This is a genomic window from Rhodococcus sp. WY5 (genome assembly GCF_018588185.1).
Taxonomy (GTDB): domain Bacteria; phylum Actinomycetota; class Actinomycetes; order Mycobacteriales; family Mycobacteriaceae; genus Rhodococcus_F; species Rhodococcus_F qingshengii.
The window spans coordinates 239,252-265,528 of sequence record NZ_JAAMPR010000001.1; the positions used below are offsets into that span (position 1 = coordinate 239,252).

At 61.7% G+C, this 26,277-nt stretch carries 25 protein-coding genes; 18 read left to right on the plus strand and 7 right to left on the minus strand.

Annotated elements, in window-relative coordinates; translation table 11 throughout:
• Nucleotides 1–11 precede the first annotated feature (11 nt).
• The 8 genes from G4D79_RS01040 (at nt 12) to G4D79_RS01075 (ending at nt 8,405) form a co-directional block, all read left to right on the plus strand.
• The gene (locus tag G4D79_RS01040; RefSeq protein WP_007734186.1) at nt 12–1,553 is read left to right on the plus strand and encodes a FadD3 family acyl-CoA ligase; all 1,542 of its coding nucleotides are present in this window, start codon (nt 12–14) and stop codon (nt 1,551–1,553) included.
• Complete coding sequence (locus tag G4D79_RS01045; protein WP_064688590.1) at nt 1,550–2,422, plus strand: enoyl-CoA hydratase; 873 nt, start codon at nt 1,550–1,552, stop codon at nt 2,420–2,422. Before G4D79_RS01040 ends, G4D79_RS01045 begins: the two co-directional genes overlap by 4 nt.
• A complete protein-coding gene (locus tag G4D79_RS01050) occupies nt 2,422–3,582 on the plus strand; it encodes an acyl-CoA dehydrogenase family protein (protein WP_007734181.1) in 1,161 nt (386 codons plus the stop codon). Before G4D79_RS01045 ends, G4D79_RS01050 begins: the two co-directional genes overlap by 1 nt.
• Nucleotides 3,579–4,544 carry an acyl-CoA dehydrogenase family protein gene (locus tag G4D79_RS01055; protein ID WP_007734178.1) on the plus strand — a complete coding sequence of 322 codons (966 nt, stop codon included), beginning with the start codon at nt 3,579–3,581 and terminating at the stop codon, nt 4,542–4,544. The genes G4D79_RS01050 and G4D79_RS01055 overlap by 4 nt, the downstream gene beginning before the upstream one ends.
• Nucleotides 4,541–5,593 carry an acyl-CoA dehydrogenase family protein gene (locus G4D79_RS01060; protein ID WP_021332412.1) on the plus strand — a complete coding sequence of 351 codons (1,053 nt, stop codon included), beginning with the start codon at nt 4,541–4,543 and terminating at the stop codon, nt 5,591–5,593. The genes G4D79_RS01055 and G4D79_RS01060 overlap by 4 nt, the downstream gene beginning before the upstream one ends.
• Nucleotides 5,594–5,739: 146 nt before the next feature.
• Entirely contained in the window at nt 5,740–6,504 is a 765-nt protein-coding gene (locus G4D79_RS01065) for an SDR family NAD(P)-dependent oxidoreductase (protein ID WP_042449451.1), read from the plus strand.
• Nucleotides 6,505–6,626: 122 nt separating this feature from the next.
• Nucleotides 6,627–7,292 (plus strand): hypothetical protein, encoded by a 666-nt coding sequence (locus G4D79_RS01070; protein WP_099697038.1) that lies wholly within the window; start codon nt 6,627–6,629, stop codon nt 7,290–7,292.
• A gap of 225 nt (nt 7,293–7,517) precedes the next feature.
• The gene (locus tag G4D79_RS01075; protein ID WP_099697039.1) at nt 7,518–8,405 is read left to right on the plus strand and encodes an alpha/beta fold hydrolase; all 888 of its coding nucleotides are present in this window, start codon (nt 7,518–7,520) and stop codon (nt 8,403–8,405) included.
• Nucleotide 8,406: 1 nt separating this feature from the next.
• Here the strand turns inward: G4D79_RS01075 and G4D79_RS01080 are convergent, their stop codons facing one another.
• Complete coding sequence (locus G4D79_RS01080; protein ID WP_099697040.1) at nt 8,407–9,225, minus strand: HAD family hydrolase; 819 nt, start codon at nt 9,223–9,225, stop codon at nt 8,407–8,409.
• A 62-nt stretch (nt 9,226–9,287) separates the two neighbouring features.
• A complete protein-coding gene (locus G4D79_RS01085; protein WP_099697041.1) occupies nt 9,288–9,758 on the minus strand; it encodes a MarR family winged helix-turn-helix transcriptional regulator in 471 nt (156 codons plus the stop codon).
• Between the two features lie 111 nt (nt 9,759–9,869).
• On the opposite strand from G4D79_RS01085, the gene G4D79_RS01090 reads away from it, so the two are divergent.
• The 3 genes from G4D79_RS01090 to G4D79_RS01100 are packed head-to-tail and all read left to right on the plus strand — an operon-like array spanning nt 9,870 to nt 12,259.
• Nucleotides 9,870–10,367 carry a VOC family protein gene (locus G4D79_RS01090; RefSeq protein WP_007734170.1) on the plus strand — a complete coding sequence of 166 codons (498 nt, stop codon included), beginning with the start codon at nt 9,870–9,872 and terminating at the stop codon, nt 10,365–10,367.
• A 37-nt stretch (nt 10,368–10,404) separates the two neighbouring features.
• Complete coding sequence (locus G4D79_RS01095) at nt 10,405–11,193, plus strand: pirin-like bicupin family protein (RefSeq protein ID WP_020906267.1); 789 nt, start codon at nt 10,405–10,407, stop codon at nt 11,191–11,193.
• Between the two features lies 1 nt (nt 11,194).
• Complete coding sequence (locus tag G4D79_RS01100; RefSeq protein ID WP_099697042.1) at nt 11,195–12,259, plus strand: maleylacetate reductase; 1,065 nt, start codon at nt 11,195–11,197, stop codon at nt 12,257–12,259.
• A 7-nt stretch (nt 12,260–12,266) separates the two neighbouring features.
• On the opposite strand, the gene G4D79_RS01105 is transcribed toward G4D79_RS01100, so the two are convergent.
• The gene (locus G4D79_RS01105; RefSeq protein ID WP_003945867.1) at nt 12,267–12,788 is read right to left on the minus strand and encodes an Lrp/AsnC family transcriptional regulator; all 522 of its coding nucleotides are present in this window, start codon (nt 12,786–12,788) and stop codon (nt 12,267–12,269) included.
• Between the two features lie 109 nt (nt 12,789–12,897).
• On the opposite strand from G4D79_RS01105, the gene ald reads away from it, so the two are divergent.
• Both ald and G4D79_RS01115 read left to right on the plus strand, forming a co-directional pair.
• On the plus strand, nt 12,898–13,998 hold the full coding sequence (gene ald, locus G4D79_RS01110; RefSeq protein ID WP_003945541.1) for an alanine dehydrogenase: 1,101 nt from the start codon (nt 12,898–12,900) through the stop codon (nt 13,996–13,998).
• Nucleotides 13,999–14,051: 53 nt separating this feature from the next.
• Nucleotides 14,052–14,927: an aldo/keto reductase gene (locus tag G4D79_RS01115; RefSeq protein ID WP_099697043.1), complete on the plus strand. Its 876-nt coding sequence runs from the start codon at nt 14,052–14,054 to the stop codon at nt 14,925–14,927.
• Here G4D79_RS01115 and G4D79_RS01120 read toward each other — a convergent pair whose 3' ends face one another.
• The 3 genes from G4D79_RS01120 to G4D79_RS01130 all read right to left on the minus strand — a co-directional run bounded on the left by G4D79_RS01120 (nt 14,928) and on the right by G4D79_RS01130 (nt 17,358).
• Entirely contained in the window at nt 14,928–16,178 is a 1,251-nt protein-coding gene (locus tag G4D79_RS01120; protein WP_007734160.1) for an NADH:flavin oxidoreductase/NADH oxidase family protein, read from the minus strand.
• A gap of 28 nt (nt 16,179–16,206) precedes the next feature.
• Nucleotides 16,207–16,710 (minus strand): SRPBCC family protein, encoded by a 504-nt coding sequence (locus G4D79_RS01125; protein ID WP_099697044.1) that lies wholly within the window; start codon nt 16,708–16,710, stop codon nt 16,207–16,209.
• 72 nt (nt 16,711–16,782) lie between these two features.
• Nucleotides 16,783–17,358, minus strand: coding sequence for a TetR/AcrR family transcriptional regulator (locus G4D79_RS01130; RefSeq protein WP_003945856.1), 576 nt, complete (start codon nt 17,356–17,358; stop codon nt 16,783–16,785).
• An 85-nt stretch (nt 17,359–17,443) separates the two neighbouring features.
• Between G4D79_RS01130 and G4D79_RS01135 the strand changes: the two genes are divergently transcribed.
• From G4D79_RS01135 to G4D79_RS01145, 3 genes are all read left to right on the plus strand, one after another.
• Complete coding sequence (locus tag G4D79_RS01135; RefSeq protein WP_003945940.1) at nt 17,444–17,902, plus strand: PaaI family thioesterase; 459 nt, start codon at nt 17,444–17,446, stop codon at nt 17,900–17,902.
• A gap of 317 nt (nt 17,903–18,219) precedes the next feature.
• Nucleotides 18,220–19,521, plus strand: coding sequence for a TrpB-like pyridoxal phosphate-dependent enzyme (locus G4D79_RS01140; RefSeq protein WP_003945451.1), 1,302 nt, complete (start codon nt 18,220–18,222; stop codon nt 19,519–19,521).
• 142 nt (nt 19,522–19,663) lie between these two features.
• Nucleotides 19,664–21,088 carry a PQQ-binding-like beta-propeller repeat protein gene (locus G4D79_RS01145; protein WP_099697045.1) on the plus strand — a complete coding sequence of 475 codons (1,425 nt, stop codon included), beginning with the start codon at nt 19,664–19,666 and terminating at the stop codon, nt 21,086–21,088.
• A gap of 640 nt (nt 21,089–21,728) precedes the next feature.
• On the opposite strand, the gene G4D79_RS01150 is transcribed toward G4D79_RS01145, so the two are convergent.
• Nucleotides 21,729–22,946, minus strand: a complete 1,218-nt coding sequence (locus G4D79_RS01150) for a CdaR family transcriptional regulator (RefSeq protein WP_099697046.1) — start codon at nt 22,944–22,946, stop codon at nt 21,729–21,731.
• 401 nt (nt 22,947–23,347) lie between these two features.
• Here G4D79_RS01150 and G4D79_RS01155 point away from each other — a divergent pair, with 401 nt between their 5' ends.
• Both G4D79_RS01155 and G4D79_RS01160 read left to right on the plus strand, forming a co-directional pair.
• The gene (locus tag G4D79_RS01155) at nt 23,348–24,688 is read left to right on the plus strand and encodes an MFS transporter (RefSeq protein ID WP_081557363.1); all 1,341 of its coding nucleotides are present in this window, start codon (nt 23,348–23,350) and stop codon (nt 24,686–24,688) included.
• A 257-nt stretch (nt 24,689–24,945) separates the two neighbouring features.
• The gene (locus G4D79_RS01160; RefSeq protein ID WP_003945449.1) at nt 24,946–26,256 is read left to right on the plus strand and encodes an FAD-binding oxidoreductase; all 1,311 of its coding nucleotides are present in this window, start codon (nt 24,946–24,948) and stop codon (nt 26,254–26,256) included.
• Nucleotides 26,257–26,277 lie beyond the last annotated feature (21 nt).

Below are 26,277 nucleotides of genomic sequence, written 5' to 3' on the forward strand. Positions count from 1 at the left end.
GTAGGAGTCCAGTGACCGAACAACCGAGAACCATCCCATCAGCCCTCATCCGGGCCGCCGAGGAGTTCGGTGAGCGCGCGGCTATCGCCGATGGCGACACCCGACTGACCTTCGCACAGCTACATCAGCGCGTCCGCGATTTCGCCGGCGCACTGATCAACCGTGGGGTGAAGGCAGGCGACCGCGTCGTCATCTGGGCGCCCAACACGTACCACTGGGTGATCGCCCTGCTCGGCGCTCAGTACGCCGGCGCAGCCATCATCCCGATCAACACGCGCTACACCGGCACCGAAGCACTCGACATCATCGAGCGCGTCGACGCAGCTGCCCTGGTGGTCGTCGGCACGTTCCTCAAGGCCGATCGGTACCAGCAGTTGCTCGACGCCAATCCGGACCTGAGGATCCCCACCGTCATCCAGGTACCGATCGACGGGGACGACGACCGTGACGGCGTCATCGAGTTCGAGGACTTCCTCGCGCTCGCCACCGACGCCGCCCGCACCGAAGCCGACGCGCGTGCTGCGAAGGTGCAGCCAGACGACGTCAGCGACATCCTCTTCACCTCCGGCACCACGGGACGCAGCAAGGGTGCGATCACCGCGCATCGTCAGTCCATCGCTGTCGCCAAGTCGTGGGGTGAATGCGCCGAGGTCACCGCCGACGACAACTTCCTCATCATCAGCCCGTTCTTCCACACCTTCGGATACAAGGCCGGAATCCTGGTCTGCCTGTTGAACGGTGCGACGATCGTGCCGGTGTCCGTCTTCAACATCGACGACACCCTCGCATTGGTCAGCAGCGAGAAGATCAGCATCCTGCCTGGCGCCCCGACGATCTACCAGACCATCCTCGATCATCCCCGCCGCAGCGAATACGACCTGTCCTCGCTCCGCATCGCGATCACGGGCGCAGCACCCGTGCCGGTTGCTCTCGTCGAGCGCATGCAAGCAGAGCTTTTCGACGCCGTCCTCACGGCATACGGTTTGACCGAGGCAGTGGTCGCGACCATGTGCCGCACCGACGACGACCCGGTCACCGTCTCCACCAGTTCCGGCCGCGCGACAGCCGATTTCGAGGTCAAGATCGGCGACCAGGGTGAGATCCTGCTTCGTGGACCGAACGTCATGCTCGGATACCTCGACGACCCCGAATCCACCGCCAAGGCAATCGACGCCGACGGCTGGCTGCACACCGGAGACGTCGGAACCCTCGACGAGCGTGGCTATCTCGACATCACCGACCGTCTGAAAGACATGTACGTCAGCGGCGGATTCAACGTCTACCCCGCCGAGATCGAGGGCATGTTGGCTCGCCTGCCCGGCGTCCACGAGTCTGCTGCCATCGGCATCCCCGATCACCGGATGGGAGAGGTGGGCCGCGTCTACATCGCCCAACTCGACGGTGCCGGCCTCACCGAAGAGTCGGTGATCGCCTTCCTCAAGGAGAAGATCGCAGGCTTCAAGGTGCCCCGCGAGGTGCGCTTCGTAGATCATCTGCCCCGTAACCCTTCGGGCAAGGTCCTCAAAACGGTTCTGCGCGAGGAACAATCATGACCGTTCCCTTCGAAGCCGACGTCGTGACCTACGAGGTTCGTGACTCGGTCGCCGTCGTGACCTTGAATCGACCCGACTACCGCAACGCCCAGAACTCGGTGGTCACGTACGCCCTCGACGCGGCATTCCAGCGCGCCGTCGAGGACGACGACGTGAAGGTGATCGTCCTGGCAGGCAACGGACCTCACTTCAGCGCCGGACACGATCTGGGAACTCCGGGACGCGACCATCACGTCGAGTACGAGAACAAGGCCACCATGTGGTGGGATCACGTCGACAAGCCAGGCGGTGACCAGCGTTTCGCCCGCGAGATGGAGGTCTACCTGGGCATGTGCCGCCGTTGGCGGGAGATCCCCAAGCCCACCATCGCGATGGTCCAAGGCGCCTGCATTGCCGGTGGGCTCATGCTCGCCTGGGTCTGCGACATGATCGTCGCGGCCGACGACGCCTTCTTCTCCGATCCCGTTGTCCGCATGGGCATCCCCGGCGTCGAATACTTCGCGCACCCGTGGATGGTCGGTTCACGATTCGCCAAGGAAATGCTCTTCACCGGCGATCGGTTCACCGCGCAACGTGCATACGAAATCGGCATGGTGAACCGCGTCGTCGCCCGCAAGCATCTCGAGAAGGAGACGTTCGAGCTCGCCGGACGTATCGCCGAGATGCCGCGCTTCGGACTGGCTTTGACCAAGAAGGCCGTCAATCAGTGCGAGGATCAGATGGGGATGCGCAACGGCATCGACTCCGTCTTCGGTCTGCATCACTTCGCTCACGCTCACAACGCCGAAGTCGGCAAAGACTCGCTTGGTGGTCTCGACGCCAAAGCTATGGCTGCCAGTGCTCGCGCACCGCAGGAAGGAACAAAATAGTGGATCTCGTATTCGACGACGCCACAACCGCATTCCGTGACGAGGTTCGCTCGTTCCTGGAAGCGAATGTGCCCGCGACTCCCCTGAAGTCGATGGATACCGCCGAAGGCTTCGAAGAGCACCGTCAGTGGGAGCACACACTCGCCGACGCCGGCTACGCCGTCGTCTCCTGGCCCAAGGAACTCGGCGGACGCGATGCGTCCCTGCTCGAATGGGTCATCTTCGAGGAGGAGTACTACCGCTCGGGCGCGCCCGGCCGCGTAAGCCAGAACGGTATCTTCTTGTTGGCTCCCACACTGTTCGAGCATGCAAATGCCGAGCAGTTGGCTCGCATCATGCCGCGCATGGCTCGTGCCGACGACATCTGGGCCCAGGCCTGGTCCGAGCCCGAGTCCGGTTCCGACCTCGCAAGCCTGCGTTCGAGTGCGAAGAAGGTCGACGGCGGCTGGCTGCTCAACGGTCAGAAGACGTGGAGCTCACGCGCGAGTTACGCCGACTGGGGCTTCGGCTTGTTCCGCTCCGATCCGGATGCGCAGCGCCACAAGGGCATCACGTATTTCATGTTCGACCTCCGGTCGAAGGGTGTCACCGTTCGCCCGATCGATCAGCTCGACGGTGAGCCCGGCTTCGCCGAGATCTTCCTCGAAGACGTCTTCGTTCCGGACGACCCGGCCAACCCAGGTGAGTCGGGTGTGATCGGCAACGTCAACGAAGGTTGGCGCGTCGCGATGAGCACCGCGAGCAACGAGCGCGGCCTCTCGCTGCGCAGCCCCGGCCGCTTCCTCGCCACCGTCGACCGCCTGCTCGAGCTGTACAAGTCCAGCGGACGCACCGACGACAGCGCTCTGCGCAACCAGGTCGCCGACGCCTGGATCGGCGCTCGCGCTTACCAACTCAACACCTTCGGCACCGTCACCCGTCTGGCCGACGGTGGACAGCTCGGCGCCGAGTCCTCGATCAACAAGGTCTTCTGGTCCGAGTGGGATATCGCCACCCACGAGACTGCTCTCGAACTTCAGGGCCCTGAAGCCGAGTTGGCCGACAACTGGATGGACGGATACCTGTTCTCCCTGTCCGGCCCGATCTACGCAGGCACCAACGAGATTCAGAAAAACGTCATCGCTGAGCGTCTGCTCGGCCTACCGAAGGCGGACCGATGAGATTCGCGCTCGACTCCTCCCACCAGGACTTCGCTGCAAGCATCGATGCACTGCTGACCAAGTCCGACATGCCCGCCGTCATCCGTTCGTGGAACGACGGTGACACCGAGCCGGGCAAGAAGCTCTGGCAGCGCCTCGCCGAGACCGGCGTCAACGGTCTCGTCATCTCCGAAGAGCACGACGGTCTCGGCGCCGACGCCGTCGACCTGGTCGTTGCGCTCGAACAGCTCGGTCGGCACGCAGTACCCGGACCGGTCGTCGAAACGATCGCCGTGGCGCCGACGCTCCTGGCTTCCGTTGCACCGGAACGTCTCTCTGCTCTCGCCGAGGGTTCGCTGGCAACCGTCGCAGCTCCCCCGCGCACACCGTTCGCGCTCGACGCCGATGCGGTGGATCTGGTTCTGCTAGCGCAGGACGGTGCCGTATCACTCGGCGTCCCTGGCGAAGCCAAGGCATCAGTGGATCTCTCCCGCAAGCTCTACGAGGTTTCCGCCGGCGAATCACTGGGCTCCGCCGACTTCTCGGCCGCCTTCGACATGGGCGCTCTTGCCACTGCCGCGCAGTTGCAGGGCCTGGGCCAGACACTGCTCGAGGTCACCACCGAATACGCGAAGCAGCGCAAGCAGTTCGGCAAGGTCATCGGACAGTTCCAGGCCATGAAGCACCACCTGGCCGAGGTTGCCGTCTCCCTCGAGATGGCTCGCCCCCTGCTGCACGGCGCCGCCCTGTCGGTTCGCGATCAGTCGGCCGACGCCTCGCGTGACATCTCTGCGGCCAAGGTCGCGTGCGGGGATGCTGCGTACAAGGCCGCTCGCGTCGGACTCCAGGTTCACGGCGCCATCGGCTACACGATGGAACACGATCTCTCCTTGTGGCTCACCAAGGTACGGGCGCTGCTCACCGCGTGGGGCACACCGTCCGAGCATCGCGCACGCGTCGTCGAAGCGCTGGTTGCATCATGAGCATCGACACCGAAGACCAGGCAGCATTGCGCGCATCGGTACGCGATCTCCTGAGCAAGCATTCCGACTCCGCTGCCGTCCGCGCCGCCATCACCACAGAGATCGGCTACGACGCCGCTTTGTGGAGCAAGCTGTGCGAGCAGATCGGCGTCGCCGCGTTGGCGATTCCGGAGGAGTTCGACGGCGTCGGAGCAGGTTTGGGCGAGGTACACGTGGTCCAGGAGGAATTGGGCCGCACGCTGACCCCGTCACCGATGCTGGGTTCGGCGATTCTTGCCGCACAGGCACTGCTGCTTTCCGGTGACGACGACGCATGCTCACGACTGCTGCCCGGTGTCGCGTCCGGCGAGAGCACGCTGGCCCTGTGCTGGGCAGGTGCCGCGGGTTGGAGCACCTTCGGCGTCGAGGCAACCGAAGACGCGTTGACCGGCACGGCGTCGTACGTCCTCGACGGACACGTCGCAGACACCCTGCTCGTTCTCACGGCCGACGGGTTCTACGAAGTGGATCCAGCGGCCGAAGGCGTCTCCCGCCGACGCGTCCCCACCATGGATCCGACGCGAACGCTGGCGGAGGTCACGTTCTCCGGTGTTCGTGGTCGGCCACTGGAGTGGTCCGAAGATCTGGTCGATCGGATCCGAACCGTCGTTCTGATCGCCTTGTCTGCTGAACAGGTCGGAGCGGCAGCAGCGATCGTCGAACAGACCGTGGAATACACCAAGTCGCGCAAGCAGTTCGGGCGCGCGATCGGTTCTTTCCAGGCCCTCAAACATCGGATGGCCGATATGTACACGTTGGTCGAGACGGCGAGGTCGATGACGTACGCCGCCGTGGCGACGCAGTCGGCGGACGACGCGGCAGTGGCGAAGGTCTACTGCTCGGAAGCCTTGCAGCAGATCACCTCCGAAGCGGTTCAGTTGCACGGCGGAATCGCAATCACCTGGGAGCACGACGCTCAGCTGTACTTCAAGCGTGCACACGGCAGCGCTCAGCTCTTCGGTCAGCCGAGCACCTACCTGCCGAGCCTCGCGCAGGCAGCGGGCCTCTAGGAGACGTCGGTGCTTGTTCGCTCGGGATTGCGAGCGAACAAGCACCACTGGTGCCCAGTCAGTGGAATGCCCAGCAGATTAATAGCTCTGGATCGCGCAGAATCGGTCACCAGACAGCTGTCCATCCCACAGACCGGAGTTTTCTCGTGAATCGATTCGACGACAAGCGCGTCCTCATCAGCGGCGCAGGATCCGGAATCGGCCAGGCCACCGTTGCCCGCATCCTGGCAGAAGGTGGCACCGTCGTCGCCGCCGACATTTCCGAGACCGGCCTCGAACAGACGCTGAACACCGCGAAGGACGCAGGACACTCCGATCGCCTGACCACGGTGAAGGTCGACATCTCCAGCGAAGAGTCTGTTCGCGAACAGGTCGGCGCTGCGATCAAGGCTCTGGGCGGGCTCGACGTGCTGGTCAATGCGGCGGGCATTCTGCGCTCCGCGCACACCCACGAGATGACACTCGATTTCTGGAACACCGTCATCGGGGTCAACCTCACCGGAACATTCCTCATGACGAGGGAGTCCCTGCCGGCACTGCTCGAAAGCGGAGCAGGCGTCGTGGTCAACTTCAGTTCCACATCGGCGACCTTCGCCCACCCGTATATGACGGCATATGCGGCGTCGAAGGGTGGAATCCAATCCTTCACGCACGCACTTGCTCTCGAGTACAGCAAGCAGGGTCTTCGCGCCGTGGCCGTCGCACCCGGCAGCATCGCGTCGGGCATGACGTCCGATCCCGGCTTCCCGGCCGACATCGACTTCACGCTGCTCGGCAAGCTGGCCCCGGCAATCGGTGAGGGTTTCGCTCCCCCGTCCGCGGTCGCCGGCGTGATCGCGATGCTCGCTTCCGAGGACGGCTCGTTTGTCACCGGAACGGAAATCCGCATCGACGGCGGCACGCATATGTGACCACTTGCTGTGCGCCTTTATTAACCGCCGGCGGTTAATAAAGGCGCACAGCAGCGAGGCGGCATACTTATCTCGTCGCCCGGAACCGGTCCGGCGGTACGACGTGCGGTGGGGAGCCAGCGGTGAGCGAGTCAACAGGCACTACGAACCTCGAGCCCGTGCTGATCAGTCCCGTCGTCTGCGGAAAGATCCGCACCTGGTCCGAGGACGAGACCCGCTTGTGGAGCGTCGACGATCCCGCGGCGCTCGGCGCACTGTTGGGACGCGGTCTCGTAGCCCGTACGACCCTGCCGGACAACAAGTTCCGAGAGGTTGCGTTTCTGGATACCCAGACCCAGGCCCTCACTGTGCAGCCGCGCTTCGCTTCCCCTGACAGCACTGCACTTGCCGCACCGTTCAAGCTCACCGAGGCGTCGGCCCCGACGTCCGACGCTTGGGAAGATCTCGAATCGGTACTCGCGTCGGTCGCGATCTCCGCTGCTGGACGTGGCGAATTCTGGCTCGCGGAACTCGGCGGGTGGGATGCTCCGCACGAGCCGAACTGCCTCTTCACGACCGTCGACGAATCGGGACTGGCCAACGCGGTCATGGAGGCCACCCCCGCGCCCGCCGGAACCGGCGTCTGGCCGGAGGTTCCGAGCGGACAAACCGGCGTTTCCGTTTCGGCACCAGCCTCACAGGACACCATCGAGGCTGCCGGAATCTTCGCGGTATCAGCGATCGAGACGTGGGGCGTCACACCGTGGGACATCAACCTCACTTTCGGCAAACTGGTCGATTTCGCCTGATCAGCGGCGCCGACACGCGGCGGTGAGTTGTACGTCTCCCCTCAGCCGACGGCTCACGGTTCGTCACAACACGCCCGATGGCGACGACATCGGGCCCCTCGGTGGGCATACTGAGGGAACTGGGGTTACTCCCGGTCACAAATACCCGTGGATCCGCGTCGGGGCGGGTGCGGTCCGACAACACGCGAGCAGCCACAGACACTGGCGGCTCCGAAAGGTTCAATCATGGCAACCGACCAATTACAGACGGTTGTATTGCACGGCGACCAGCTCAAGTACGTCGACCAAGGCAGTGGCCCCGTTGTGGTGCTCATTCACGGCCTACTGGGCGCGCACTCCAATTGGGAGCCGCAGATCGAGACGCTCGCGCGTCATTACCGCGTGATCGCCCCTGATCTCTTCGGACATGGTGCGTCGGACAAGCCTGCCGGCGACTATTCACTCAGTGCTCACGCCGCCACCGTTCGCGACCTCCTCGAAGCCCTCGATATTCCGTCGGCCACCCTCGTCGGTCACTCCCTCGGTGGTGGGATCGCGATGCAGACGCTGTACCTGTTCCCCGACCGGGTGGAGCGGCTGTGCCTGGTGGCCAGCGGCGGACTCGGCCCCGAGGTGAGCCCACTCCTGCGCGCGGCGACTCTGCCCGGCAGCGAACTGGTACTTCCCGTTCTCGCGTCCAGGACGCTGACCGACGTGACGGACAAAGCGCTCGGACTTTTCAACAAGATCGGCCTGTTCAAGCTCGGTGCCAGCGCGAGTGAGGCCCGTAAGAGCTTTGCTTCGGTATCGGACGCGTCGACACGTCAGGCATTTCTGGCGACCGCGCGATCGGTCATCAACTACAGCGGCCAAACCGTCAATGCCACTCCGCATTTCGCCAACTTCAAGAACCTGCAGGCACTACTGGTGTGGGGCGAGGAAGACACCATCATCCCCAACGCCCACACCGAGAATGCTCGCGCCGAACTACCGCTGGGGCGGGTGGAGATATTCGAGCGCGCCGGGCATTTCCCGCACCTTGACTATCCGGATCGCTTCGACCGTGTCTTCTCCGAATTCATGACGGACTGCGGAGTCGGTATCGGCACCGGACCCAAGGCCGTCAGCAGCTGAACTAGCTCCCCGCAACCAGCTCTTCGAGGTAGCTCGCCACCCCGTCCTCGTCGTTCGTGGGCAAAATTCGGTCGGCGAGCTCGATGACCTCGGCTCTGGCGTTGGCGGGCGCCAGAGCCGTTCCGGCCCAGGTCAGCATCGCAACGTCGTTGAAGGCGTCACCGGCCGCGGCAACTTCCGACGCGTCGATGCCGTCGATCGCGCACAACTGCGCGAGAGCGCTGGCCTTCGAGACGCCCGCTGCAGCCATTTCCATGTACGGAGCCCCGGAGTGGGTCAACTCCACACCCTCGATGCCCGCAGCGACCGCAGTTCGGTACAGGTCGGCGCTGGAAACCTCCGCATGCCGGGCCACGATCTTGACCATCGGCTCCACGTCCAGCGGCAGCGTATCGGCGAGCACCATCTCGTGCAGGTGCCGGTGATGGTCCGCGAACTCGCACAGAGCGGCATACTCCGGCTCGGCAAAGAACTGCGTGGGTCCGACGTTCGCGAACACGACGCCAGGAATCAGAGCACGAACCTGCTCCATAGCTGTTGCAGCCAAAGATGTTTCGATCGAAACGGTGTCGACGATCTCCGGAGTCCCGTCCGCCAGGTCGAGAATGACAGCTCCGTTGGCACACACAGCTTTACCGCGAAATCCGCACGAGCTCGCTAACGTGTGTACCGAATGCCTGGCCCGGGCCGTCGCCCACACAACTTCGATCCCCGCGAGCCGCGCGTTCTCCATGGCCTGCGCGGTGCGCGCCGAAATCGTTCGGTCGGAGCGCAGCAGGGTGCCGTCGAGGTCGGTTGCGAACATACGAATACGGGTCACCAGACAATGATGGCAGTCCGTTCGCAGCCCTCACCAACTACGTGACATGGGCCGTTGCTCTGTCAATTACTTGCTTGGGCCTCGAGAAGGTGCCGACGCATCTCACCGAAGACCACACCCAGCCGCTCGACATCTCGCGGGCTCAGCAGGTCGAACATGCTCTCCCGTACAGCGGCCACGTGCGCCGGGCTTGCCGACGCCAATTTCTCGGCACCCTGGTCGGTCAGCTCCGCATTAGCGCCCCTCTTGTCGTCGACACACTCGACCCGGCGCACCCACCCGGCACCGACCAATCGATTTACGGCCCTGGTCACACCACTTCGGGTAGCCATCACAGCGTCGGCGAGCTCACTCATGCGCAGTTGCCGGCCGGGCGCTTCGGCGAGAGCGACCAGCAGTTCGAAATCGGTGAAGGAAATGTCGGAGTCTCGCACCAACTGCTGATCGAGCACACGCTGCAGCAGTCGCGTCGAGTCCAGATACGCCCGCCAGGCCGATTGCTCCGAGTCGGTCAACCACCGCACTGATTCCATAACGCCAGCATATCCGAAGTAGTTGACAACAAAATCAAATGAGCTATTCTCGATGTAGTTGATCAGTCAACTACTTGTTCGAAGTGAAGATTCAACCGGGAGGCGGGCGCCATGAGCGACAACAACGCAGTGCAGTTCGAGGAACGCCGGGCCGAGATCAGGGATCGACATCTGCTCCCCGCCGACAAACGACCCGCATCGACCGCACGCGGCCTGCACCATACGGCCCTGATCAGCAGTGACGTCGAACGAACCGTGAAGTTCTACCAGGATCTCCTCGGATTCCCACTCACCGAGTTGATCGAGAACCGTGACTATCCCGGGTCGTCGCACTTCTTCTTCGACATCGGCAATGGCAACCTTCTGGCCTTCTTCGACTTCCCGGGTCTCGACGTGGGCCCGTACCAAGAAGTACTCGGCGGCCTCCACCACATCGCGATCAGCGTCGAACCTGCCAAGTGGGCGAAGCTACGTACCAGACTGACCGAGGCCGGCGTCGAACTGATCGAGCACAGTGAGGTTTCGCTGTACTTCCGCGATCCCGACGGCGCTCGACTCGAACTGATCGCAGACCCACTCGGTGAGATGTACGGCAATCACGTCCTCTGAAAACTTGCTCTCCCCCATACCATTCGGAAGGCACACCATGACCTCCACTCTGTCGCAGCCGAACCTCGATATCCGTCGATCCGGGGATCGCTTCAAGTCCAATGCCGGCTGGCTGGACTCCAAGCACTCGTTCTCGTTCAGCAATCACTACGACCCGAAGAACACTCACCACGGTCTTCTCCTGGTCAACAACGACGACATCGTCACGCCCGGAATGGGATTCGACACCCACCCGCACCAGGACATGGAGATCGTCACCTGGGTACTGAGAGGTTCTCTCGTACATCAGGATTCGATGGGGCATTCGGGCGTCATCTACCCCGGTCTCGCCCAGCGGATGAGCGCTGGAACGGGAATCCTGCATTCGGAGAAGAACGATTCGTGGCGACTCGGTGACGTGGCGGGTGCGCATTCCGACAAGCACAGCGACCCGGTTCACTTCATCCAGATGTGGGTCGTCCCCGACGAGGCCGGAATCACGCCCGGATACGAGCAGTTGGAGATCGACGCCGAATTGCTTGCCGGTGGACTGGTTCCCGTCGCGTCGGGCATGGACGCGTACGCCGATCACTCGGCAATCCGGATCAAGAACAAGTACGCCGCGATGCACGTTGCGCGTCTGCAACCCGGACAGCCCGTGACCCTGCCCGACGCACCGTTCCTGCACGTTTTTGTCGCCGACGGTCAGGCCGCCATGGAAGGCGTCGGAGTGCTCGAACAAGGTGACGCGGTACGCGTGTCCGGCGGCGGAGGTCAGCAGCTCAGCTCCGATACCGGGGCAGAGGTCATCGTCTGGGAAATGCACGCCACCGTTTCGCAGGGATGACATGAAGCCCTTCTCGTACGACGCTTCACCGGCTCGAATTGTCTTCGGCCAAGGGATGATCGATACGATCGCCGAAGAAGTGCGGCGGCTCGGCCGTAGCCGAGTGATGGTGCTGGCAAGTCGTCGACTCGACGCGGTTGCCGCCGCCGTGACCGAATCTCTCGGCGACATGGCGGTGGCCCGCTTCGACGGCGCTGTGATGCATACTCCGATCGAAGTCACGACAGCCGCGCTGAGACTTGCCGAGAACCATTACGTCGACACGGTCGTGGCGATCGGCGGCGGTTCGGCAACCGGGTTGTCCAAGGCATTGGCACTACGAGCGGGGTTCGATCAGATCGTCGTTCCGACAACGTACGCGGGATCAGAAGTCACTCCGGTGTTGGGTGAAACAGAGAACGGACGCAAGACAACTCGCTCCTCTCCCCACATCAGACCGGAAACCGTCATCTACGACGTCGACCTCACTCTCGATCTGCCGCTGGATACCACCGTCACCAGTGCCGTCAACGCGATGGCGCATGCGGTTGAAGCGTTGTACTCCACCGAGTCCAACCCGATCACGGACTTGATGGCGATCGAGGCGATCTCCGGGATCGCCCGTGCGCTGCCGAGCATTGTCGATGATCCGAAAAATCTGGAAGGTAGGGCCGAACTACTGCAAGCAGCCTGGTTGGCCGGAACCTGCTTGGGCACGGTCGGTATGGGGCTTCATCACAAGTTGTGCCACACCCTCGGTGGCAGCTTCGGTTTGCCGCATGCTCCCACCCACACCGTTGTCCTCCCCCACGCGATGGCATTCAACGCGCCTGCTGTCCCGGATGTGATGTCGCGAATAGCGACTGCTCTGGGCGCATCCGATGCCGCTACCGGCGTTTTCGACCTCGTCACCGCGTGCGGCGGACCGACCACTCTGCGAGAACTGGGAATGAGTCACGATCAAATCGAAAATGCAGTCGAACTCGCCACCTCCGCCGCGTATCCGAATCCGCGTGAGATCACCCCGCCGGGCCTGAGCGAACTCCTCGAGAACGCCTGGTCCGGGCGTCGACCCGCCATCAGGTGAGAACTAATCAGGCAGTACCGCCTCGAGGCCTGACGTGTTCGAAGATCAGAATCGTCTCGGTCGCAGCAACCGCTGGATGTGCCGAGAGATTGTTGACGACGAAGTCACGCAACTGCGCCGAATCCGTCGTTGCGACGTGCAGCATGTAGTCGTCGACACCGGCAACGAAGTACACGTTGAGCACGGAGTCCAGCTTGGCGAAATCGTCGCCGAGCCGGTTGAGGTGCGACCGTGCGTTGGCCTGCAGTCGAACTGCGATCATCGCCTGCAGATCCATTCCGAGAGCGGCGGGGTCGATGTCCGCGTGAAATCCCCTGATCACGCCGTTGTCCACCAAGGCGCGCACACGGCCGAGGCATGTCGACGGCGCAATTCCCGCGATCGCAGCCAGCGCATTGTTCGGAATCCTCGCGTCTTTCGCCAGCTCTTCGAGCAGAACCCGGTCGATCTCGTCCAACTTCATTGCTGCCCGAACATGCTTCGGCGAGGCGGCCGTCTGAATACCGATTTTTGAACTTTCGCGCACCATGAATACAGCCTAGAGAATTATCTTCACTTCTCTTCACTATCTGGCGACGAAACTTCATGCTTGCCACCTGCCATTCGAAGAAACAACAGACTCAGTTCGGAGCCGTGTCATGAAGGTCGGAATCCCCCGCGAGATCAAAAACCACGAGTACCGCGTGGCCATCAGCCCAGCAGGCGTCCACGAACTGGTCGGCCGAGGACACGAAGTCGTCATCGAAACGGGTGCAGGCGTCGGCTCCTCGTTCAGTGACGAGGATTTCAAGGCCGCGGGCGCGCAGATCCTCGGATCTGCCGATCAGGTCTGGACGGACGCAGATCTACTCCTGAAGGTCAAAGAACCTATTGCAGAAGAGTATTCGCGACTCCGTAAGGATCAGGTTCTCTTCACCTACCTGCACCTGGCGGCGTCGAAGGAATGCACCGACGCGCTCCTGACGTCGAAGACCACCTCCATCGCCTACGAAACAGTTGTCGGTTCCGACGGTTCACTGCCCCTCCTCGCCCCGATGAGTGAAGTAGCCGGACGCCTGGCACCGCAGGCGGGCGCCTATCACTTGATGCGTCACGGCGGCGGACGCGGAGTGCTGATGGGCGGCGTACCCGGAGTGCGCCCCGCCAAGGTCGTGGTGATCGGTGCGGGAGTCTCCGGTAAGAACGCCATCGCCGTGGCCTACGGCATGCAGGCCGACGTCACCGTTCTCGATCTGTCGATCGCTCGCCTGCGGGAAATCGACGAGCTGTACCACGGCCAGGTCAAGACCATCACGTCCAACAGCCTCGAACTCGAACAGGCTGTACTCGACGCCGACCTCGTCATCGGCGCGGTGCTGGTCCCCGGGGCGAAGGCGCCGACTCTCGTCTCCAACAGCCTGGTGGCGCGTATGAAGCCGGGTTCTGTCCTGGTCGACATCGCCATCGACCAGGGAGGCTGCTTCGAGGATTCACACGCGACCACGCACGCCGATCCGACGTACCAGGTTCACGGTTCGGTCTTCTACTGCGTTGCGAACATGCCCGGAGCCGTCCCCCGTACGTCCACCTACGCACTCACCAACGCGACGCTTCCGTACGTCGTCGCATTGGCAGACAAGGGGTGGAAGGACGCGGTCGCGACAGTTCCCGGCCTGGGGTCAGGTCTGAGCACACACGACGGCCTGCTCCTGTCCGACAGTGTTGCAGCGGCGCATGGGTACTCGGCTACCACTCTCTGACCCACGCAGCTCTGACCCAGGCAAGGACAGCTCGAGATCGCTAGCCTTGATCCATGAGCATTCCTGACATCACGCTGAATTCCGGAACCACGATCCCGCAACTCGGCCTCGGAGTCTGGCAGGCCACCAACGCCGAAACCGAGCATGCAGTACGGTTCGCACTCGACGAGGCCGGCTACCGGCACATCGACACCGCTGCCGCCTACGGAAACGAAGAGGGCGTCGGACGAGGTATCGCCAACTCGTCCGTCGCGCGAGAGGACATCTTCCTCACCACGAAGCTGTGGAATGCGGATCAGGGCTACGAGCCGGCGTTGAAGGCTTTCGACACCAGCATCGACAAGCTGGGCGTCGACTACGTCGATCTCTACCTCATCCACTGGCCTCTGCAGGACAACGACCGACTCCTCCGCACGTGGGACGCACTCGAAAAGATCGCGGAATCGGGCCGCGCCAAGGCAATCGGGGTGTGCAACTTCGAGCCGCATCATCTGCAGCTTCTCGTCGAACGCGGTGGATTGTTGCCCGCAGTCGATCAGGTGGAACTGCACCCGCATCTCACGCAGCACGCCATTCGCGACAAGGCCGCCGAGCACGGGATCAAGGTCGAATCGTGGAGCCCACTCGGCGGTACCAGTAACGCAGGTTGGGGTAAGGCGTCCAAGCCCAACACCCTGCTCACCGACCCGATCATCACACGAATCGGTGACCGCCACAGCAAGACTGCCGCGCAGGTCCTGATCCGTTGGCACCTTCAGAACGGCCTGATCGTCATCCCGAAATCCGTACACGATGCTCGAATCGCTCAGAACATCGACGTATTCGACTTCGAACTCACCGATCTCGACCTGAGCGAAATCGACACTCTCGACGACGGCACCCGCGTCGGCGCGCATCCCGATGAACTCAACATCGGTGCACCGAACTGATCAAGCCGCTCGTTTGGTGGGGCGAAGCGCATCGAATCCGTTTCGCCTCACCATCGTTCCGAGGGTCTTCCACCACGGCCGAGCCGGATCCGGCTCGCTTCCGTCGCCCATCCGGTGCAGCTGATCGGTATGCCACTGCAGGTCGAGTGCACCGTCGAGCATCGAGATGTCGGCAACCTTCCCCAACAACTTCCGCGCTCCGAACTCAACAGTCGGCACGGTCAATCGTTCCCGATCCGATTCCAGGAGAACGGTTGCCGCGTCGGGGATCGTGATCGTCGGCCGGCCGAGGCCGATCACGTCGCACGCGCCGGAAGCCAGTGCCTCGACCATCGCCGATCGCGAGCGGAAGCCGCCGGTGACCGCCAAGGGAATGTCGCCGGCAATCGCTCGGACTGTCTCGGCGTACTCGAGGAAATATGCCTCTCGATCGCGAGTGCTCTGCTTCTGCGCTTTACCCATCATGGCCGGCGATTCATAACTGCCACCGCTGATCTCGATGAGATCCACCGACTCTTCGGTCAACGCGCGCACTACTTCTCGCGACTCGTCTTCCGAGAATCCACCTCGTTGGAAATCAGCCGAGTTGAGCTTGACCGAGACCGCGAATCCCGGAGCAACGGCAGAGCGTATGCGCCGAACGATCTCGATCAGAAAGCGTCGTCGACGCTCAGGATCTCCACCCCACTCGTCCGTCCGCTGATTGGACAAGGGCGAAAGGAACTGCGCAACAAGATAACCGTGCGCTGCGTGTATCTGCACGCCCCCGAAGCCGGAGGACTCGGCGACGCGAGCGGTTTCCGCGAACTTGTCGATGATCTCGTCGATCTCAGCGGTCGAGAGTTCTCGCGGCGTCGCCATTCCCGGAATCTTCAGCGCGATCGCGCTCGGGGCGACCGGTCTACCTCTGCTGGCAATCGGGTTGGATTGCCGCCCTGGGTGGTTCAGCTGCATCCAGATCTCGGCGCCGCCGTTCTTGGCGGTCTTGGCCCAGGCAGTCAGTGCTTCGGCATCACGATCGTCGTCGACGACGACATTGCCCGGTTCGGCGATCTGCGATCGATCGACCATGACATTGCCGGTAATCAGCAAACCGAACCCGCCACTGCCCCAACGACCGTACAGCGTTTCCAAGCGAGTGGACGGTCCATGAGTGCGGTCACCCAGAGCCTCGCTGAGCGCAGCTTTCATCGTGCGATTCCGCAGGATCTGCCCGCAGGGCAAAGTCAACGATTCTCCGAGCGTGGTCATGGATGCCTCTCGTATGAAGGGAAGAAAGTCAATGGCGTGGCGCAGAACCGAAGTGCCGCTTGGTATCGCGCACGAAGCTCGAGAAGATCAGCGAGTTGACCGGTAGCCCGCCGCGCACCGCGAGCGACAGCTTCGGACGCGGCGAGAATGCAAAATTCCACTGCAGTCTCGAACCCACTGCGAGCTCGTCGACGCGGTAGTCCTCCGCGAAGGATTGGAACAGCGGAACATTGGACTGTTCGACGTAAAACGAGTGCCGACGCGTTTCGTCGTCCCAGGTGATGAACTTTTCGCGCATCTGCATCGCACCGCCGCCCACCTCCGCGATTCGGCGCGTGCCGACGACGTAGGGGCGCGGCGAGGTATAGTGCACTTTGGTGAGCAGCCGGCACCACGACAAAGGCTCGTCCGCGGTCAGACCAGCCCAGACGTCATCCGGTTCGGCGGTGAGGTCGATCGAGTACGTGAAGATATGCGGTGCCGTGTCGAAGAAATCGACACCGACCGGTTCGAGGTCGAACCAATGTGTCATCGCCTACTCCTGCCCAATTAGCCGTTACATGAAGTTACGGATACTTGACGACCGAAGTCAACCCCCGAAGGCTCAGCCGGACCAAGCCTCAGAACGAGAGAGCCCCTGCAGTGAAGCGATGACCTGTTCGAGCGGCTCGATACTTCGAGTCGTCTGGCACACCGCCACCGCACCTTCGACCGACGTGATCGTCAGGTTTGCCATCGATTTTGCCTGCACTGCAGGATAACCCGCAGTTTCGAGTTGCGATTCGATCAACTTCTGCCATCCCAGCATGACCTCAGCCGACACTTCCGCGACTTCTGGCTCACTGGCACGCGCCAACCCGCCGGCAATCACCGGGCAGCCGATCGCGAAGTCCGAGCGTGTGAGATTGAGTCGCCAGATGTCTCCGACCGCTTCGATCACGTCGGCCGTGGAACCGGTAGCCGCAGCCGAGCTGATCCGTCTGGTGATGATCGCACCGGCCGCGCGCACGGCTTCGACCATCAACTCGGTCTTACCGCCAGGAAAGTGGTGGTAGATCGACCCACGGGGTGCGCCGCTGTGCTTGATGACGTCACTGAAGGACGTCGCGTCGACACCGTTGCGGCTGATCAGTTCAACCGCACTGCGAATCATGCGATCACGTGAGCTCAGCTCTGCCATGTCACAGATCCTTCGGCCGTCGGTACACCTGTCGACTCATACGCTACGTTATGTATGACGACCTACATAGTGATGGGATGAAACAATGAGTGACGAGACAACCGCGACCGTCGATCCGGCGCAGATGACAGGCCTCGAACTTCTCCGCTGGATGGGAACGCAGGTCAACGACCGACCCAGCATCGGACGCCTCCTCGGCATGGAGATGCGCGAGGTCAACGAGGGATCCGTCAGCTTCGCCCTGACCCCGCGCGCCGATTTCAGCAACCCGCTCGGCACTGTGCACGGCGGCATCTGCGCAACGCTGCTCGATTCGGTCATGGGCTGCGCGGTACACACGATGCTTCCCGCGGGCGTCGGCTACACGACCCTCGAACTCAAGCTCAACTACATCCGCACTGTGCCTCTCGACGGTGACGAGCTGACAGCCCACGGCAGTGTCATTCACGTGGGCGGGCGCACCGCGACCGCAGAGGGCAAGGTCCTCGACAAGAACGGCAAGTTGGTGGCGCATGGAACCACGACGTGCATGATTTTTCGCTGAGCCGACGAAGGATGGCGAGAATGTAGCTGAGCCGACGAAGAATGGCGAGAATGTAGCTGAGCCGACGAAGGATGGCGAGAATGTAGCTGCGCCCGACGTGAGCAGGGTGCGAGTGCCGATGTACGATCGGCTCGTGACCCTGCTCACTGCGCACCTCTGGTGGCCCGACCGCTGACGGTCAGCCGCAACTGCGTGCTGCCCGGACCGATATCGGGTGGTCCAGCAGGCTCCTCTCAGGATCCCCGATCCGGCAAATGCCGTACGCGTCGTCGCTACGACCGCCAAGATCAGGTACCGAATCCACGAAGGAGAGTTAGTTGACCACCACCCCACTCAACCGTTCGCTCGAGCCTTTGGGCGTCTCCATCCCGTCGAAAGTGCCGACGCACTGGTACAACCTGGCGGCTGACCTCCCCGAGCCTGTTCCCCCGCACCTGCATCCGGGCACTCGTGAGCCGCTCGGCCCCGAGGACTTGGCGCCGCTGTTCCCGATGAACCTCATCGCGCAGGAAGTCGCAACCGAGCGCTACATCGAGATCCCGGAGACGGTTCGCGAGATCTACGGCATGTGGAGGCCCTCTCCCCTGTTCCGCGCGCATCGACTCGAGCGCGCTCTCGGCACACCTGCCCGCATCTACTACAAGTACGAAGGCGTGAGCCCGGTCGGTTCACACAAGCCGAATACTGCTGTCGCGCAGGCTTACTACAACGCAATCGAGGGAACCACCAAGCTCACCACCGAAACCGGTGCGGGACAGTGGGGTGCGTCGCTGTCGTTCGCGGGCGCGCTGCTCGGACTCGACGTCGAGGTATGGCAGGTTCGCTCGTCCTTCGATTCGAAGCCGTACCGACGCATCCAGATGGAGGCGTACGGCGGAATCTGTCACCCGTCGCCTTCGGACCTGACGGAAGCCGGACGCGCACTGTTGAAGTCGCATCCCGACACCACCGGCTCGCTCGGTATGGCCATCAGTGAGGCCGTCGAGGTCGCTGCGCAGGATCCGAACACGCACTACTCACTCGGTAGCGTGCTGAACCACGTCATGCTGCACCAGACCGTGATCGGTCAGGAAGCAATGGTCCAGCTCGAAGAAGCCGGCGACGCCGTCCCCGACACCGTGTTCGGTTGCGCCGGCGGCGGTTCCAACCTCGCCGGACTCACCTTCCCGTTCCTGGGACGAAACCTTCGCGAAGGCACCAAGACTCGTCTGGTCGCCTGCGAGCCGTCGGCATGCCCGTCCCTCACCCAGGGCGAGTACCGCTACGACTTCGGTGACGTCGCCGGCCTGACGCCGCTGCTCAAGATGCACACTCTGGGTAAGGATTTCGTACCGCCGGCCATCCATGCCGGTGGCCTCCGCTACCACGGCATGTCGCCGATGGTCTCGCACGCGGTCAACCTCGGACTCATGGATGCAATTGCCGTCGATCAGGACGACGCACTCCAGGCAGGTCTGATTTTCGCCCGCGCCGAAGGAATCATCCCGGCTCCGGAATCAACCCACGCGGTTGCCGGCGCTATCGCTCACGCCCGTGCCGTCACCGAACCCGAGGTGATCGTGATCGGGCTGTCCGGCAACGGTCAGTTGGATCTTCCGGCGTACTCGCCGTACGTCTGACGCCGTCGGTGTGGTGGTCTCGTGCGTACGAGGCCACCACACTTCGTCACACCGAGCACGTGGGCTCGATCTCGCGATCGACATCGTGCCGGCCGTCCGCGAAACGAACCGATCAGTTTGATCGATCGGTTACGGTCTTTCGATGCAGCTTCGGTTGAAGGAACATTGGAAACTGGTCGCACTCGGACTGGCATTGCTCGTGGCGATCGCGTTCATCGTCGTATCGGTAATCTCCGACTCCAGTGATGCGGCATGGCCGAAGCAGAAGACAGGCGGTCCGATCGTCGAGCAAGGCGTTGTCGACGTAGACCTCTCCGATCCTCCGCAACAAGCCTGGGAACTCGATGTCCGAGCGCTCACGGACAACCCCGGGGACGTGCTGCTGTCGATGCCTTCCACGCTCGATGGCTACTACGGCTACGGCAACACGTACCAAGTCGGTGACGTGCTGGTGGCCGCGACTGCTTATCCGCTTCCCGAGACCGACGAGTCTTCGTCGAGTCAGGGAGTCGGTGCCGTCACACTCGTCGGGGTGAATCCCGACGACGGAAGTCCGCTGTGGAAAACGCGAATCGGCGGAGTCATCGGCCAGTGCAGTCAGCAGAACGAATCCACGATCATCGCGTGCTGGGGCGATCGACGGATGATCTTTGTCGATACCGCGACCGGAACTCTGATGTCCGACCTCGGAACCGACTTCGATCTCAATGGCGCCACCATCGCCGGAGACACCGTGTACACGTCCGGCGAAAGGATGGACGGAACGGTTCGAACACGAATTCTTGCCAGCGGCACCACAACCGATTTGACTGCCAACTTCGTGCGTACCTTCGAACCAAGTGAGAAGTTCGGAGCCGTCTACACGGTCCCTCACACCGACACTGTCATTGCGATGGAACAGGGCGACGGCGGGGACCCGCAGTACCGCTATCGAATCTACGATCTGCAGTCCGGCGCCGAGCGATTCCGATTCGAGGGCGATTCGCTTGTCCCTACCGGGAACGGATTGTTCCTCACCAGTGTCGGCGGCCGGTCGGGATATGCCGGAACCCAAAACCTCTTGGCTTCCGACGGATCCACGATTCGTGCGATACCGATTTCCTCGTACTCATCGTCGTCCTACCCGAGTAAGCCCTCGACGGCGGCGCCGATGTTTCTCGGCGACGGCGCCTACGATCCGGAGTCGGGTGACGAACTCTGGCGCAGTTCACAAATCGTCAACACCGCGACGGCCGGGACAGGAAGCACCATCGCCGCAGTGGTAGGAAAAACAATCCTCGTCACGTCGCCGGAGACCCGCACAATCTCGGGTCTCGACGTCGAGAGTGGCCGACAACTGTGGCAAACACCCTGGCAAGACGCGTACTGGGTTCGAAGCGGTGCGACTGATGGCGATCACTTCGTCTTCAGCGACTACACCGGCATGCATTCGATCAGGGCTCGCGACGGAAAGATGATGTGGTCGGTCCCCCTTCCGCCAGAGGTCGATCCGCGCGGAGTCGTCGTCTCGAATGCCGGCAAAAACGTGTCGTTCTCCTGGCAAAACCACTTCACCGTTTGGCGTTAGGCCGGCAACATCACCGATACCGTGTCGTACTGACCAGCCGGCTCAGCAGCAAGCAAATGGCTAGACGTGCAGCATCAATGGCCACAATCCAGTCTGGCGCGTTTGTTCAATTTCGGGGGAACGATCTCGAACAACTGCATGTATCTCCGCGACTCCCATTTCGGAAAGATCAGACCAGACCTGCAGTGAAGGGGTGCGTAAAAATCGCACCGACTCAGGTATCTGATCCAACCCAACCGTAAAGGGAGCCAACGGGATGGTCGCGAAATCCCCAATTTGCAGTCGGCAACAAATAGTCCAGTTTGCGCGCAAACATCTGCGTACCGGGGGACCGAACTCAGACCAAATTCGTCGTCATTTCGGTTTGCAAAAACGCGCGTTCTTCACGCAGCTCGACACCCATCTGGACGATTCTGCACTTTCAATGCCCGAAAAAGTTGCACTCCGCCGCATCTGCCGACAGGAGAATAGAAGGTGCCCTTTCAAACGTATGAACGTCTCAGCAGGTCAAGCCAACCCACCCCGGCCGATGTACGACGCGCTTCCTTTCCCACCCCAGAACCATCCCGCTTGACGATCGAAAGCCCCGAACTACGTTGAGCCGCTAGATTCTTCCGCAGTCCCCTCTTCTCGGTTGGGATCATCGGAGATCCAACAGCCGCGCGACTTTCAGACTCAAATGCAATGCCAACCGGTCGTCGCCGTTTGCCAAGTCTGCGCGTGTTATCTCCTGAATTCGCCGCAAACGATAGTACAAGCTCCCTCGATGCACACAGAGCGCCTCGGACGTTCGCTTTACGTCACCGGCATTGTCCAAAAAGCTCTCCAGCGTCGCGAGAAGAGCCTCACTTTTTGAGTCCTCATGGCTGAGCAAGGACTGCAAACCTGAGTGAATACTGTTCTCGAGTCGATCCTCCGACAGTTCGGCCAGAAGTCCGTAGACGCCGAGATCCCGATAATGCACAACATTTCCGAGCACCTTGACGACCTGGGCTACATCTGCGGAGCGTCTGGACTCTTCGTAGGATTCGCGCACGTCTGCAACCGAGGTTCGCGGTTCACCGATACCAACCCAACATTCGATGTTCTGGCGCCCACTTTCAGACAAGACTCGCTCCCGGGCTGCCACGATCAACGAGTCCAGATGGGTTTGAGTCGAGCGTTCGGCCACCGATACGATCAACAGACTGTGGTCGGGGCGGTCGAGTTGGATTGCACTGTTCCGCGGGAGCCTCCGACGAAGCTGATCGACGCCGACGGCAACACTCAGACGATCTCTTTCGGTCAATGTCGACTGGTCGCCAGGACGGAGCAACACAGTGACCACGACTGCTGGACCCGCAGCCAACAAGCCCTCCTCGGCCAACCTGTTTGCCGCGTCCTCGCGCAGCGACCGCTCGCCCGACAGGACGTCTCGAGTAAGTTCCCGCTCCCGACTTCGGGACAACTCGTCCAGCAACTGTTCGCGGTGGAGGATCATCGCTGCCGCATCAGCCGTGCGCCTCAAGACCTCGGCTTGATCCTCGTCAACTTCGCCCTCCGAAGTCAACAGCCAGACGAAGCCCAGCAGCGCATTGCGGTACCGGATCGGCATCCCGACCCGGCTAAGGGTCAGCCCTAGTTCTTCGTTGACGGGAACAGTGAAGAGATCGAGGGCTTCACGGCCTCCACTCGCGTAGATGAAGTCTACGATCTCGCGTGAAACATTCCGCTGTAGAACGGAATTCATTCTGACTGAATCGACGGCACTGTCATGCGAGTTGTACGCGAGCAGACGAATCTGTACATCATCGATCGCAACGGAACGGTCCAGTCGGCGCCCGGTAGTGTCCACCAAATGCTGTAGTTCTCCGACCATGGTCGAACTGTACGAGCCCCCTCTCCGGTTTGCAACATATGCCCAAATTTCTACGTAGAAAATTGAACACATGACAGTGATGCAACTAACTTTTGCGCCATAGGCTCGCTTCATGCCAAGCACTCGAGACCCGTGACGTCTTCACTCGGTCCACAAACCGGCAGAAGTGGCAGCGACGAGAGCTGTTGCAGCCGTGGGATTTGCATAGTGGGGCGCGAGGCCGGCCGGCACGATCTCCCTCAGACGAGGTCGCCTCCGACCCGAAATCGACAAACGACCTTCGTTCGCCAGTTCAACATCGAATCCCACCGACCTCTTTCAATGTCGAATACCTCGAATGACATCGGTGACCGTGATGTCGCAAAGCCGTTGCCATTCAGCATATCCCGAGAGGAATCATCATGACCGGCACAGCGAATGCTCCTGCAGGGCATCAAACCGAGACTCCACCTGGACGTCGATCGGCGCGCCGTAGGGCCCTGATCGCCGGGGCGACAGGCAACATCGTCGAATGGTTCGATTTCACGATCTACGGTTTCACTGCCGCAGTTCTCGCGACAGTGTTCTTCCCTCCGGAGTTCGGCAGTGGCGCACTGCTTGCCACCTTCGCTCTTTACGGAGTCGCCTTCTTGGCCAGACCTGCCGGCGGCATATTCTTCGGACGGCTTGGTGACCGCCTCGGCCGACGGAGGTCACTGTCCCTGGCAATTACGCTCATGGGCTGCTCGACGGCGGCAATCGGTCTCCTACCGACGTACGCTTCGATCGGTGTTGCCGCACCGCTGTTGCTGCTGCTGTGCCGATTGGTTCAAGGATTCTCGGCCGGGGGCGAATACACCGGAGCTGCCACCTTCGTCGTCGAGCATGCGCCGTCCCACCGCCGAGGCTTGTACGCAGGGATAATCAGCTCTTCGTCATTTGTCGGCAGCATCTTGGCCACGGTCACAGTCTTGTCATTCAGCTCGGTCGGCGCTGAGCACTTCGCCGACGGAGGATGGCGTTGGCCGTTCATCATCGGAGGCGTTGTCGCCATGGTGGGCCTGTTCATGAGGCTTGCCGTCGAGGAGACTCCGGCGTTCAAGGAAATGCAAGAAAACGATTCCCTTCCAAACCGCCCACTCGCAGATCTGTTCCGCAATCACTGGCGGACTCTGCTCACGTCCTTCGTGTACTTCGCCTCGCTCGGTGTCGTTACTCATATGCTGCTCGGCTACATGCCGACATTTCTGGTTCTCTCAGCCGATGTTCCGAGCACGGTTGCACTGCTGATGACAACCGGCGCTTTGGTTCTCGCAGTACCGCTGTTCATCTTCTTCGGCGCCACAGTCGACCGAATCGGCCGGAGGCCACTCGTCAGAATCGGCATGGTGATGTCAGTTTTCGTCTCGGTGCCCAGCTACATGCTCATCGGTACCGGAAACATTTTCGCGATTGCCGTTGCACTGGCTTCTCTGGTCCTCGCGCTTTCCTTACTCGCGTCCGCTTTGCTCGTAATTCTCGAAATGATGCCGACGCATGCGCGATTCACCGGCACGGCAATCCCCTACAACATCGCATATGCACTTTTTGCAGGGACCGCTCCTCTGGTGTGCGCAGCACTGGTCAACGCCACTGGAAGCGATCTGTCGCCTGCCTTCTATGCGACCGCCATCGCTTTGATCGCGCTTCCCATTCTGTGGCGAGGGATTCCGGAAACGAAAAACTGGTCTGCCACGCAGGGCAGCCCGACGAAACATTTCTGACAACGGACGCGCCACGGCTGTGATTTTTTGCGCAGCTGTCGATAGCGTTCCGATGGCCGCCACGAGAGAGTTGAGGACGACGAACACCTCTGGACTTTCAGGTGCCAAATTCATTAAGACAGAGCCGAATCCGAGAAGTCGGGATGAAGCTCTCCAGAGGAAGTCGACGGCGTCGGAATTACCAGAACCCAAGCTTGCCGGATCGAACAGCTGTGCTTTCGATCCGGCGAAGCCATCAGTAGAAAGAGAGGCCGAAAGTGCCTACCGACAAGACCGATGCAGTTGTGGTCGGAGCTGGAGTGATCGGCAGCTCCATCGCCTACGAACTGGCCGCTCGAGGCTACGAAGTCCTGGTCATCGACAAGTCTGGTGGTCCGGGCTACGGCTCGACCAGTGCATCCAGTGCGGTTATCCGGTTCAACTACTCCACATTCGACGGTATGGCTGCGGCTTGGGAGTCGCTGCATTGCTGGCAAAACTGGAACGAGCATCTCAACGCGACAGTCGACGGCGCGCTTGCGAAGTTTCGGCAATGCGGGATGGCACTGCTCGATGTCGACGTCGCGCCCCACGCGCGCACGATCGGATTATTCGAGAAGATAGGAATCGATTACCAGCTTTGGGACGCAACGACACTCGTCGAGAAGATTCCCGGTATCGACGCCGGCAAATACTATCCTCCGAAGCCAGTCGACTCGGAGTCCTTCTTCGCAGATGCCGAAACCACGCTCGGCGCGCTGTACACACCTCAGGCGGGGTTCGTCGACGACCCGCAACTGGCTGCCGCGAATCTTGCTGCGGCAGCACGTTCGCACGGTGCAGTTTTCGCATACAACACGCGTGTAGTGGCAGTCGAGCAGTTGCCTGACGGCATCTGGCAGCTAGGGCTCGACGACGGGGAAAGTGTGAAATCCAAGATTGTCGTCAATGCCGCCGGCCCCTGGTCAGGAGCGTTCAACAAGCTGTCGAACGTCGGGGCCGACTTCAAGGTTTCGGTTCGGCCCTTGCGCCAGGAAGTTCATCACGTCACCGCACCCACTGGCTACAACGACGACGAGATCCTCGGCCCGATGATCGCCGATTTGGATCTCGGAACCTACATGCGAGCCGAACCTGGAAACGGATTCCTTGTCGGCGGAACCGAACCGGATTGCGATCCGCTCGAGTGGATCGACGATCCTGATACCGCCAACCCGAATCGCACTGTTGCCCGGTTCGAAGCGCAGGTTTTCCGCGCCGCCAGGCGTTTCCCCACCCTGGAGGTCCCGTCACAACCGAAAGGTATTGCCGGCGTGTACGACGCAGCATCCGACTGGACCCCGATCTATGACAAGACAGACAGGCAAGGTTTCTACGTCGCCATGGGCACCAGCGGGAACCAATTCAAGAATGCCCCTATCGCTGGGCGCCTCATGTCCAGGATCATCGACCAGGTGGAAGCTGGACACGATCACGACGCTGATCCCCTGACCTATGTCGGGATGCACACCGGGCTCGAAATCGACCTCGGCGCATTCTCCCGCCTTCGGGCACCCAATGCCGAGTCGACCGGGACCGTCATGGGTTAGAAGTGTTGTCCGGCTTGGAGA